Raw genomic sequence first — 12,744 nt, 5'->3', positions numbered from 1 at the left:
CTCTGTTAATTGCAGATGCTGACACAAAATCAAACAGTTGCCAAACTTTTATCCGATTTTGCGTAGCCTCTCCTTATCTAGGAAACTAATCAAATGCTTTATCTTCATCAGCCTCTAGTCAGATATAAAAAATACTTTTAAATAAGTATTTCGACTAGGGCTTTTTTCTTTATAGTTCTGTCTAGGAATGGATTTCAGAAAGCTTTAATTTGTTTTGAGAAAGAATTCAAAAAAATTCAAAATCAAATCACCTGAACTGGATTGCAACTACTCCTAAAGTTTGATTTCCTTAAACCGTTCTTGCGCCGCTTTAAATGCTTCTTGCATCACTAACTGAATTTTTTGAGGATCGGGTTTCTTACCTCCCATTAGATCGCCAAAGTAAACACAGGCTGCTTCGCCTAGTGCCCAAGTATAAGCGGCTGCCCAAGAAGCTGCGATCGCACTCCCAAAACCTGGTATAAATTTAATTAACTCACGGGCAATTGCCTGTGCGAAAAAACCACCTGCGATCGCACTCACAACGCCTCCTGCTTGAGAGGGAGTAACTGTCTGCCCATATAATTTACCCAACAGTCCCATCATTGATACTTGCAAGGCAGTGAGTACGGGCATTGTGGCAAATGGTAGAGGTACGGCAGCCAGAGTTGCAGACATAATCGCAAATGGCAAAATATAACGGCGGGCAGTATCTCGGTAAAGGTTGCCAATTTGCTTGCCAACTTCTTCTCGATCTAATAGCTGATAAATCGCTTGGGCTTCTGCTTGTGGGAGTAGTTCTGCTAAAGAATCTCGCAGTGCTTCTAAGCCATAAAATACTTGAGTGTAGCCATCTTCTTCTAAGGTAAAGTCAATCAGTACAGAGCGATCGCTTATTCCTGCAAAGGCTTGTTGGATTGCGGCAAATGCGCGGTTGACTTCTTGATAATCTGGCGGATAGGCGGGATGATCGACGGTGTTGCCAGGATAAACTTCGTGCAAGCAGGTAACTACCAGCAGACAGGGAATGTCTGGATACTTCTGGCGCAGTTGTTGAGCAATTTGTCGTAAGGTATCAGTTGCAAAATCATTAATTTTAACCGTCAAAAGCAGGATTCTGGCGGAACGAGTTTCCTGTTGTAAATCGCCAACTAACTCTTGAATAATTTTTTGAGTATCTTGTTTGACATCACCCAGCCCCACTGTATCAGTAAAAATCAGTAACGGCAGGTCATTGGAAGGATAGGCGTAGCGCTGGGTGTGTTGCGTGTGGGGGCGAAATCCTTGACCGATAATTTCAGCAGAAACTCCCGTCAATCCCCTCACAATAGAACTTTTCCCAGCTTGAGGTTTACCAATTAAGAGGGCTTCTGTGGTTGGCAGTTCGGCTCGGATTTTCTCTAAAATCTCTGCAACCTGAGTATCGCTGACACTAAACCATTCGACAACTGTCTGTGCCAGTTGTTCTACGGGTAGGTGTTGTGTTAGACGTGTTGTTGCTTTGTTCCATACGCCAGCAATCTGATTTGTCCAGGAATTATCGGCCGACTTGGCAATCGTTTTGTCGGTCGGTTCGTTCAATTGCTGAGAATCAGTTGATGGTAAATCAGCATCACGTTGCTCAGTCATTTTCATCCAAATCTAGAAGACCCTTTTTGTCATCTTATAGCGATTCTCAAAGGGATAACTAGTACCTTTAGTAGTGTTCCTGAGCATGAGCGATCGCGTTTTGGCTGACAATGCGATTGCATTGACTAACAATGCCATTGTGTCGGCTGACAATGCGATTGCATCGACTGACAAGGCGATTGCATCGACTAACAATGCCATTGCATCGACTGACAAGGCGATTGCATCGACTAACAATGCCATTGCATCGGCTAACAATGCGATTGCATCGACTAACAATGCCATTGACTAACAATGCGATTGACCTTTCAAGACGCGATGAATCGCGTCTCTACAATCTGGGTTTTGTTGCTCATTCTGAACTGTATTGTCGCAAAATTTGCCCTCATCCCCCAACCCCTTCTCTCAATATTGGGAGAAGGGGAGCGAATTTCAAAGTCCCTCTCCCAAGCTTGGGAGAGGGATTTAGGGTGAAAGCTCATTGATTCATCCAAAAAGTCTATTACTTCAAAAACGGATTTAGTATCAACTTGGTTCAATCAAATCAGCGATCGCTTGTACCAATACATCTGGATCTACTGGTTTAGAAATATGCATTTGAAATCCTGCGGCTAATGCTTGCTGCTGATTCATTTCTCCTGCATAAGCTGTCAGAGCGATCGCGGGTACGTTTCCTCCTTGTTCAGGGGATCGCGATCGCACTTCACGCATCAGCATATAACCGTCTGTTTTTGGCATTCCAATATCGCTAATTAAAACATCTGGTATCGAGTCAGATAGCGCTTGTAGTGCTTCCTGTGCTGATGATACGGCGGTTACTTGCACGCCGTAGTCTTGCAAAATAAAGGTAACTAAATCGCGGATATCTGGTTCATCGTCCACTACCAAAACTTGAGTGTCTGCAAGCAGCGAGGATTCCGGCTCTGAATATGAGGACTGATTCTCTTCACCCCGAAATTGTTCGCTTCTCACCAAAAGCGGTAACTCGACAGTGAAGGTTGCACCCAATCCTTCTCCCAGACTTTCGGCTTGAACATTTCCCCCATGCATTTCTACAACCTTACGCACGATCGCTAATCCTAAACCTAGTCCACCAAATGTGCGTGTACTTGTGCCATCAGCTTGGCGAAAGTAATCGAACACATAAGGCAAAAAGTCTAGGCTAATTCCCTTACCTGTATCGCTGACTTGAATTTGAGCCTGATTACCAGCTTCCATGAGTCGAATTTCTACCCGTCCTCCTGTTGGTGTAAATTTTACTGCATTAGAAAGCAAGTTCCACACAACTTGTTGCAGCCGATTTGGGTCGCCCATCACTTGTCCCAAATTGGTATCAAATAAGGTCTGAATTTGAATTGACTTGGCTTGTGCTGCTAGTTTTACCGTTTCTAGTGCTGCTTCAACTACCATTACCAAGCTGACAGGACAGATATTCAAGTTTAATTTTCCTTGGAGAATGCGTGACACATCCAACAAATCTTCAATTAGCTGAGTTTGTAACTTGGCGTTGCGTTCAATGGTTTCTAAGGCGTGGTTAGTGGTTTTCTCATCAAACTTCCGAGTCCGCAGCATTTTTGACCATCCCAGAATGGAGTTGAGTGGGGTTCGCAGTTCATGGGAGAGAACCGCCAGAAATTCATCTTTAATTTGGTTGGCGATTTCTGCTTGTTGTCGTGCTGTCTTTTCGCGCTCGAGTAGGCGATCGCATTCTTGTTCAGCCAATTTGCGCTCGGTGATGTCCAGTATAAAAGCAACACCATGTTCTTGGGAATCATTCAGCAAAGCTATCCCCAAAACAATCGGTACTCGCTTGCCGTTACGCTGGATGTACTCTTTCTCATAAATTTTGGAAACTCCGGTGGTTTGCACCTCCAAAAGGGCGCGATCGTCTAAATCCTGATACTCAACAGGAGTCAGTTCTCTCCAATTAATTCCACCTAAACTAGCAAACTCATCATGAGTGTAGCCAGCTAGTTGAAGAAAGGCATCATTGGCATCAATCACAAAGCCATGCACATTCCAAAAAGCGACCCCAATCAAGTTAGATTCAAACAAACGCCGAAAACGTGCTTCGCTTTCACGTAAAATTTTTTCTGCCCGTTTGTGTTCGGTAATATCGCGAGAAACAGTAATTACGCCTTCAATAGTTTGGTCAACATTCCGTAATGGTGTGAGAATATATTCATAATAATGTACGCCATCACGAGTAACATATTTACACTCATCTTTAATCGGTTGCCCAGTTTTCATCACAGCAAGTCGTTGATTCTCTACCTGGGTTATTAGGTCTGCGGGTAAATCCATTTCTGGCAAACTTTTGCCGATAATATCTTGTGGATTTAAATTTAGTATAGTTGCTCCATCGCGGCTGACATATTGATAACGACCTTGGCAATTAAAGATGTAAATATGATCTACTGAAGCAGTGAGGATGGCATTTAAAATATTTGCCTGTTCTTGGACTTGTGTTGTGAGTTCGCGAGTACTTTCTTTTGCCTGTTGACACACAGTAGTTTCCATACAAACGCCGATCATTCGCACCGCTTGGCCTTGAGCGTTATAGATAAATTTTCCGTTGGCAGAAATCCAATGTGTACTTTGGTCTGAGCGAACTATACGAAATTCATCATTGTAGTCAGTCTTTTGTGTGAAAGCGTGGGCGATCGCTTGCATTACAGATTGGCTATCTTCAGGATGAACGCATTTTTTAAATGTTTCATAAGGACTATCATAACTACTTGGAATTAAACCAAAAAGTAGTTCATAATTTTCCGACCAAATAACTTGATTGGTAACAATATTCCAATCCCACAAGCCCATCTGGGATACCTCTAGAGTCAGCCTCAGCCGTTCTTCACTCTCTCTAAGGACTACTTCTAACTGCTGACGCGCCGCAATTTCTTGTTGGAGTTGCTCTAAAATTACTGCTACCTCTGTTGACATGAGATGCACAGATGTTTCTTGAACTTTAATATAAGACTTTTCTGCTTCTACTGCCAGCTTTCTTTTTAGTTCTGTTAATTGTTCTTCAAGTGCTGCTTGTCTTTGTTGATAAAATATCTCTGATTGCTCTAACTCAGCTACCCGCTGCCGCAACACTGCTAATTCATCAGTAAGTTGAAAGTTAATTTGATCAACATTTTGCATATTGTACACCGCTAATGTTTAACAATATCGACTTGAAGAGTAGGTATTTCCTAGTACCACAAGGCGGAATTCAAAATTAAAAATTAAAATTTAATACAGCGTCAGCGTTTGATTGATTATGCTTTATTAAGCAAAAATAATTTATATATTTCAGCCCAAAGGTATATATTAGTTTCAATAACTGTAGGGTAAGCACTGCCAAAAATATCAAAATTGAGCTTTGTGACATCAGTCAGTTAATAGTGCCCACCCTAGAAATAATCGCTAGATAGCTAAATTCAAATTTATTTCTTGAATCGGATGAAAGTTGCACCAATCAATAATGCCACAACTTGCCCTAAGAAGACAACACCCGATTGATTTACGCCAACAGGAGGAATATTTAAACTGCCAATACCATAAAATAATTGTTGTACAAACCACCAAAATATATAGAAAAAGGCTGGTAGCTGGATAGGGATATACAAGATTATTAGCGGTAAAACAGTGTCAATTGTAGCTTTAGGAAACTTCATAACGTACACTCCTAAAATAGCTGCGATCGCACCATTTGCCCCAATCAATGGAACTGTCAAACTCGGTTCAAGCAGAATTTGTATTACACCTGTCATTAGACCAGCAGCTAGATAAAATCCTAGATAGCGTCCGTGTCCTAGAAGATTTTCTACAGTTTTCCCAAAAACCCATAAAAATAGTAAATTTCCTAATATTTGGCTAAAACTGCCGTGCAGAAATATGCCAAAAAATAGGGTAAATACCCGCCAGATGACAACTATCCAAGCAGCAGAGTTGAAAAAGAGAGCATTATTAACTGCTCCACTAATCTGCGCTGGGATCACACCCCAAGTATTGACAAAATGGCCTAATTGACCGCTAAACTCTAGTTTAAGTTCCCATAAAAATACAGCCAGGTTAATGCCAATCAACCAGTAATTAATAATTGGTTTGTTTCGACACCGAATATTATCACTAATAGGAATCATATAGATTTGTCATTGGTCATTGGTCACTTGTACTGAGCGTAGTCGAAGTATTGGTCATTGGTCATTGGTCATTTGTCATTTGTCAATAATTCTTCTTCCCCTGCTCCAACTCATTACTCATTACTCATTACTCATTACTGATTACTCATTACTCATTACTGATTACTGATTACTCATTACTCATTACTGATTACTCATTACTGATTACTCATTACTCATTACTGATTACTGATTACTCATTACTCATTACTCCCCTGCTCCCCTGCTCCCCTGCTCCCCTGCTCCCCTGCCTCACTTCCCCTTAACGTGTGGCAAGATTGAAATCAGATCGCATCGCACTTAACTAGGCAAACAAGATGCTAGGAAACACACTTGTAGGAAGATACCAAATTATTAGTAACTTGGGAGGTGGGGGTTTTGGTGAAACTTTTGTGGCTTGTGATACACAATTACCCGGTTCACCTCTATGTGTTGTTAAGAAACTCAAACCCCAGGCAAGCGATCCGGTAACTTTGGAAACAGCTAGGCGTTTATTTGATACGGAAGCACAAGTTCTGTATAAATTAGGAACTCATGATCGCATTCCCCAACTTTTAGCTTATTTTGAGGAAAATGCTGAATTCTATCTTGTACAGGAATTGATCGAAGGTCATGACCTGAGTCAAGAATTAACATCAGGTAAAACCCTAAGTCAAGAAGAAATCATTTCACTTTTACAAGAACTTTTAGCAATCTTAGAATTTGTCCATCAACAGAATGTAATTCATCGTGATGTCAATCCCCACAATATCCTCAGACGCCAACCAGATGGCAAATTAATTTTAATTGATTTTGGTGCAGTTAAACAAATTACAACTCAAGTTATTACTCCCCAAGGTCAAACTTTAGCAACAGTAGCTATTGGTACGCCTGGATATATTCCTGGTGAACAAGCTCATGGTACGCCAAAATTAAGCAGTGATATCTATGCTGTGGGGATCATTGCTATTCAAGCTCTGACTGGATTATCACCAGAGGAAATAGTAAAAGATGCTGATACTAATGAAATTATCTGGCACGATAAAGCCACGGTAACACCAGAATTTGCTCAATTCTTAGATAGAATGGTGTGCTACGACTTTCGGCAACGCTATCCTTCGGCAACGGTGGCATTACAAGCATTGAAAGAGTTAAGACAATCACCTGTTCAAACAATCGCGTTAACTCCTCCTTCTCCACCAAAAAATATCAACAAACCTGAACAAAAAAAAGGTATTTTAAGTAAAATTTTACTAACAATATTTTTCTTTACTGTTGGCACAGTAGCATCAATATTTATTTGGAATTACATTAATTCAAATAATGCTATAGAATTATCTAAACAAGGAAATACATTTTTTGATTTACAACGCTATCAAGACGCGCTAGAAGTATATGAAAAAGCCGTTAATCTCAGACCAGATTATGCTCAAGGTTGGAATGGCCAAGGCAAAACACTAAATAAATTAAGAAAATACAAAGACGCATTAGTGGCGTATGACAAAGCAATTCAAATTCAGCCAGATTATTTAGATGCTTGGATTGGACGTGGTACTGTATTAGGAAATTTACAGCGATATCAAGAAGCGATCGCCTCTTTTGACAAAGCCTTAGAATTAAAGAATGACAACTCAGAAGTCTGGAATGCTAGGGGTGAAGCTTTCAGTAATTTAAACCAATATGACCAAGCAATTAAGTCTTATGAAAAGGCAATTGAACTCAAACCAGATAATTATGAAGCTTGGTATAAAAAAGGATTAGCTTTGCAAAATTCGAGGCAATATGAAGAAGCGATCGCAGCCTATCAAAAAGTCGTTGATTTAAAACCAGATTACGAGCAAGCCTGGTATAATTTGGGCAATGCACTAGTCAATTTAAAACGCTATCAAGATGCATTTGCAGCTTATGATAAATCGGTACAATATCAGCCAGATTATTACCAAGCTTGGTTATCTAGAGGTAATATACTGCTAAATTTACAGCGTTATCCAGAAGCGATTGAATCTTTTAATCAAGTAATTAAATACAACCCCAGAAGCTATCAAGCATGGTATAATTTGGGATGGTCGCTGCATCAAAACCAACGCTATGAAGAAGCAATAAAAGCTTATAATAAAGCGGCGACAATTAAGCAAAATAACTATCAACTCTGGTATAATTTAGGAAATTCACAATACATATTGCAGAAATACGAAGATGCGATCGCGTCTTATAATAAGGCAGTTCGTTATAAACCAGACCATTCCGAAAGCTGGTATAGTAGAGGCAATGCTCTATTAAATTTAAAACGATATCAAGATGCGATAGCTTCTTATGATAGAGCAATAAAATACAAGCCTAATTACCAACAAGCAATAGACGGCCGTAATCAAGCCAAAATTCAACTGCAAGGCGAAAAAGTACAACCTGTACCTGTAATTGTACCAACTCTTCCATTTCCCAATTCCACCAATCCACCGCAGACAACACCTTAAACGGAACCTGGGTTTTCATCAAGGGAGATATCCTATACGAGTTAAAAAGAATGGAGAGACGTAGCAGTGCTACATCTCTCCAAGCATGATGGATAACGCATATTTAATTTCACCAGATGTTTAATCAATCCTGCGACTAGGTAACTTAGTCCCGCATCTCTGACAAAACCCAGCATCTACATCATGGAAAGCTAAACCACAACCCGAACAAACTATTTCTACCTGATTAGCAGTTTTCACTACTTGCTTAATTAAATCCCCCACTTGCCAAGGAATCAATGCAATTCCGGTAAAAATCATCAATACTGTTAGCAAGCGTCCTAATTCCGAAATTGGAATAACATCGCCAAATCCTACAGTTGTCATTGTGACAACAGAGAAGTAGAATGCATCCAAAAATGTACCGTAATTTTCAGGATTAACCGGATGCTCGACTTGATAAATTAAGCCAGAATAAATAAAAACAATTGCAAATAATGTAAATAATATTCGCGCAAAAATCATTCCATCTTCACTACTGATACTAGCGAATAAAAACTTTTTATCTATAAATCTAATTAATCGTAAAATCCGAAACCATCGTAATAGACGGATAAAGCTAATATCTACCATACCTAGAAAAAATGGCAGAATCGCCATTAAGTCAATAATCGAATAAAAGCTAAAAATATACTTAATTTTGTTTTCCGCACTCCACAGGCGAAGTAAATATTCCACAGCAAAGATGATAACGATCACAGTATCAGCTACATTTAACTGAAACCGCACATAATCAGGAATATTATATGTTTCTGCCACAAAAATTCCTGATGATATTAGCACCAAAGAGGCAAGGGTTAAATTAATCGCTTTACCTATTGGTGTTTCTAGGTCTTCTAAGTAAAATTCTGTTTCTTGTCTGCTCAGTAACATATTCGACCATTAATACATCTTAATTCCCAGTTATAACATTAGAAATACGATATGATTAACCATTATCCTTATGTTAACCTCAGCTTATATGAACTCAGAATCTTTTATGCGTTTAGCATTGACAGAAGCAAAAAAAGGCGATGCACCCTACGGTGCAGTAATTGTTAAAGATAACGAAGTCGTTGCCGTAGCTCATAATACTGTAAAGAGAGACAACGATCCATCAGCCCATGCAGAAATCAATGCTATTCGTAGTTTAACAGCTAAATTGAAAAACCTCTCTTTAGAAGGTTATAGCATATATACAACTGGCGAACCTTGTCCGATGTGTGCAACTGCTTGTGTTTGGAGTGGTTTATCAGAAATTGTATACGGTGCTTCAATTCAAGATTTAATTACTGTAAATCAATCACAAATTAGTATATCTTGCGAAGAGGTAATCGATAAGTCATTTCGGAAAATAAAAGTCACAAAAAACGTTTTAAAAAATGAATGTTTGGAATTATTTAAATAAGCTATCAAAAAACTTATTTTTAGAGTATTCTTTTCCAAGTTACTCAAAAAATCTCGTTCTTTCTCTTTGTGTTACAGACACTTTGCGCAAGTCGGAAAACTTTCCCATGCAAGTATCATTATCTGTGCATCTGCGGTTTAAAAGTAATTTCTCTAATGAATATTCATTTATTTATGTCAATGCGTAATCCCTAAAATATTCGCATATATTTCATAGTTTTCTGGGTCATAGCAGCAAAAAATTATTCTTTGTGGATGACCATTCTTTTGTAGCTGTTCATCGCATATTTTCACTGCCACCTCAGCCGCTAAAGCTTTAGGATATTTATAAATGCCAGTACTAATACAAGGAAATGCCAAACTATTAAACTCTTTATCTGCGGCAATTTGCATACATTTATAATAACACTGAGCCAGAAGTTCGGATTCTCCGTGATTACCTCCTCGCCATACTGGGCCTACCGTATGAATAATGAAGCTTGCAGGTAAGCGATATCCTTTGGTTAGTTTAGCATCGCCAATCTGACATCCCCCAAGCGATCTACACTCATCAATTAAACCCGACCCAGATGCCTTGTGTATCGCTCCATCTACGCCGCTACCCCCAAGCAAACTAGTATTTGCAGCATTGACGATCGCATCAACTTTTAACTTTGTGATATCACCCAAAATGACTTCCATAAAACAATTAAGCCCAATGAGATTAATCTACATACTACAAGCGTATTATGTAAATGTCCATTATACAGTTTTAGCTTCAAGCTTAACGATCGCTCTGCTTAAGGTGATGAGCGATGGCATTTCTAGCGATCGCCTGCTTTTTGCTGATTTATTCAATTATTTCTTGTCTACTTTATTAATGCGGAAGTTATGATTTTTTTATTTGTATAAATAGCTCAGTAAATAATTACGAATTATTTAACTTGGCTCATTCAAATACGATAAATATGTATTTGCCCAAATCGCAGCTTGAGTGCGATCGCGCAAATTTAATCTGTTTAAAATATTCGTAACATGATTTTTCACCGTCCCCTCAGAAATGTAGAGTCCGTGAGCTATTTCTCGGTTACTAGCGCCTGTAGCAATTAATCGCAAAACCTCTTTTTCTCTAGGAGTAAGTTCAGCTAAACTAGATGGTACAGGCGGCGAATGAGTTGGTGCAACAGGAGAAAATTGAGTCAACAGCTTTTTAACTATACCTGGGCCTAAGTGAGTATATCCTTTATGAACGGCACGAATAGCAACAGCTAATTCTTCTGATGGTGTATCTTTCAATAAATAACCCATAGCCCCATTTTTTAAAGCTGCTGACACATATTCATCATCATCAAAAGTCGTTAATACTAAAATTTTAGTTTTGGCAAAACGTTTTTGAATCTCCTTTGTGGCTGCAACTCCATCCATAATCGGCATTCTGATATCTAGTAATATTACATCTGGCTGAAATTCTGCAACAAAATTAATTGCTTGTTCGCCGTTTTCTGCCTCTCCAACTATTTCTAAATCTGGTTCTAATTCCAATAATGCTCTTAATCCTTGGCGAATTAAACTTTGGTCATCTACCAGCAAGACTTTAATCATTATGTTAACCTTGTTAATGGAATATTAACCGTAATTTTGCAGCCACAGCCAAGAGCGCTATTAATATTAAACTGGCCCCCAAGTGCTAAAGTGCGATCGCGCATACTATGAAGTCCAAAACCAGTGGTATTTTGCCCGACATCAAAACCTTTACCATTATCCTGAATTATCAATTGCAAATTGCCTTTAGTCGTAGTGAGTTCCAATTTTACCTCTGTGGCATAGGCATATTTAGATATATTAGTTAAAGATTCTTGAGTAATTCGATAAATAGCAGTATTGATTTCAGGTGGTAGAGAATATTCCAGGTTGATTTGATAAATTGGTAATATTCCATTAAAGCGATAAAAATTTTCTGAAAGACTAGCGATCGCATCTTCTAAAGATTGTTCTTGTAATGGATTAGAACGCATAGTAGAAACAGATTGACGAACATCTTTTAGCGCCTTTGAACCCAATTCCTTTGCAGTTGCGAGAAATGTTTCAGCCTTACTTGGGTTAAATTGCCATAGTTTTAAAGCAGTTTCTAATTGCAGATTTAAAGCAGTCAGAGAGTGTCCTAATGAATCATGAATTTCACGAGCAATACGGTTACGTTCTTCTAAGGTAGCTTGATTTTCAATTTGCATGGCATATTGACGGAGTTTGTCGTTAGCAAGAGCTAGCTTTTCTCGACTTTGCCGTTCAGACAAAACTGCATTCATCATCAACAATACAAAAACCAAACTTAAGCCAAATACTAACGACGAATTCAAAATCAAAAATCGATATCGCTCTTGTGCTTGCGGCGATGCTTGAAAATTGAATAATTGATATTTTAGTTGTGTAGTAACTAAAAATAAAGCAAATGACAAACTTGTAACGAATAAGCGCCCATTTAACTGAAAAATCAGACAACTACGAGTCACTAAAATTATATATAAAAAAGGAAAAAGCCGAGCAAATCTTTCCCCAAAAAGTCCAATGATTAAAATTAATAAAATTTCAATGACTGTATATATTATCTTAGTTGTCTGATTTTTTCTGGGTAATGTTAAGCCCATTGCCGCAAAAATAATCAGACTAAAAATTGATAGTTCTGGCAATATGCTACAAACTGACAAGTCTGGAAATGCACCACAAATTGATAGCTCTAGAGGCTTGGGACGAAATCGCCGTAACGGAGGTGGTATCACAGCTGTCAATGCGGTGATTGCCAGTAATGTCCACTCCAGATAAAGCAGAGACGGAAAAGGATGTTTCTTAATTTCAATTGGACGACTCATTAGTCGCGTTGCTCCAGTTAGAAGTGATGAGTTATGAGTTAGAAGTTAGGAATTAGAAGTGAATAATTCTGAAGATTTGAGCAGATGCTTTCACCGCTTAATTTGTTCCTTGATTGAGAAATTAAAAGCAAATTAAAAGAACAAATCCGTTAGGTAATCAGCTAAATAATGACTGATAAAATCATCATAATCAAAATTTTCATAATTTATAACTCCTAACTCCTAACTTCTAACTTTTAACTA

Annotated in this window: 11 protein-coding genes; 3 read left to right on the top strand and 8 right to left on the bottom strand. The window is 38.7% G+C overall.

Going from position 1 to position 12,744, the window contains the following annotated elements; genetic code table 11:
* Window positions 1-273 precede the first annotated feature (273 nt).
* The 4 genes from RMY64_RS07695 to RMY64_RS07680 all read right to left on the bottom strand — a co-directional run bounded on the left by RMY64_RS07695 (window position 274) and on the right by RMY64_RS07680 (window position 5,738).
* On the bottom strand, window positions 274-1,608 hold the full coding sequence (locus RMY64_RS07695; protein ID WP_322699746.1) for a 50S ribosome-binding GTPase: 1,335 nt from the start codon (window positions 1,606-1,608) through the stop codon (window positions 274-276).
* Window positions 1,609-1,620: 12 nt separating this feature from the next.
* Window positions 1,621-1,893 (bottom strand): hypothetical protein, encoded by a 273-nt coding sequence (locus RMY64_RS07690; RefSeq protein WP_322699745.1) that lies wholly within the window; start codon window positions 1,891-1,893, stop codon window positions 1,621-1,623.
* A 240-nt stretch (window positions 1,894-2,133) separates the two neighbouring features.
* The gene (locus RMY64_RS07685) at window positions 2,134-4,755 is read right to left on the bottom strand and encodes a PAS domain S-box protein (RefSeq protein ID WP_322699744.1); all 2,622 of its coding nucleotides are present in this window, start codon (window positions 4,753-4,755) and stop codon (window positions 2,134-2,136) included.
* Window positions 4,756-5,039: 284 nt separating this feature from the next.
* Window positions 5,040-5,738: a rhomboid family intramembrane serine protease gene (locus RMY64_RS07680; RefSeq protein WP_322699743.1), complete on the bottom strand. Its 699-nt coding sequence runs from the start codon at window positions 5,736-5,738 to the stop codon at window positions 5,040-5,042.
* Between the two features lie 356 nt (window positions 5,739-6,094).
* On the opposite strand from RMY64_RS07680, the gene RMY64_RS07675 reads away from it, so the two are divergent.
* Complete coding sequence (locus tag RMY64_RS07675) at window positions 6,095-8,230, top strand: tetratricopeptide repeat protein (protein ID WP_322699742.1); 2,136 nt, start codon at window positions 6,095-6,097, stop codon at window positions 8,228-8,230.
* A gap of 120 nt (window positions 8,231-8,350) precedes the next feature.
* On the opposite strand, the gene RMY64_RS07670 is transcribed toward RMY64_RS07675, so the two are convergent.
* Window positions 8,351-9,142 carry an ion transporter gene (locus tag RMY64_RS07670; RefSeq protein WP_322699741.1) on the bottom strand — a complete coding sequence of 264 codons (792 nt, stop codon included), beginning with the start codon at window positions 9,140-9,142 and terminating at the stop codon, window positions 8,351-8,353.
* Between the two features lie 88 nt (window positions 9,143-9,230).
* Here RMY64_RS07670 and RMY64_RS07665 point away from each other — a divergent pair, with 88 nt between their 5' ends.
* Window positions 9,231-9,656 (top strand): nucleoside deaminase, encoded by a 426-nt coding sequence (locus tag RMY64_RS07665; protein ID WP_322699740.1) that lies wholly within the window; start codon window positions 9,231-9,233, stop codon window positions 9,654-9,656.
* A 176-nt stretch (window positions 9,657-9,832) separates the two neighbouring features.
* Here the strand turns inward: RMY64_RS07665 and RMY64_RS07660 are convergent, their stop codons facing one another.
* Window positions 9,833-10,336, bottom strand: coding sequence for an O-acetyl-ADP-ribose deacetylase (locus RMY64_RS07660; protein WP_322699739.1), 504 nt, complete (start codon window positions 10,334-10,336; stop codon window positions 9,833-9,835).
* 16 nt (window positions 10,337-10,352) lie between these two features.
* Between RMY64_RS07660 and RMY64_RS07655 the strand changes: the two genes are divergently transcribed.
* On the top strand, window positions 10,353-10,529 hold the full coding sequence (locus RMY64_RS07655; protein WP_322670513.1) for a hypothetical protein: 177 nt from the start codon (window positions 10,353-10,355) through the stop codon (window positions 10,527-10,529).
* Window positions 10,530-10,573: 44 nt separating this feature from the next.
* Here RMY64_RS07655 and RMY64_RS07650 read toward each other — a convergent pair whose 3' ends face one another.
* A complete protein-coding gene (locus RMY64_RS07650) occupies window positions 10,574-11,236 on the bottom strand; it encodes a response regulator transcription factor (protein ID WP_322699738.1) in 663 nt (220 codons plus the stop codon).
* A complete protein-coding gene (locus RMY64_RS07645; protein ID WP_322699737.1) occupies window positions 11,236-12,501 on the bottom strand; it encodes a sensor histidine kinase in 1,266 nt (421 codons plus the stop codon). The genes RMY64_RS07650 and RMY64_RS07645 overlap by 1 nt, the downstream gene beginning before the upstream one ends.
* Window positions 12,502-12,744: the final 243 nt, after the last annotated feature.

The sequence above is a fragment of the Nostoc sp. DedQUE08 genome, assembly GCF_034530895.1.
GTDB lineage: Bacteria > Cyanobacteriota > Cyanobacteriia > Cyanobacteriales > Nostocaceae > Nostoc.
The sequence above is the reverse complement of the archived record's forward strand: the minus strand, read 5'-3'. Positions and strand labels throughout refer to the sequence as shown.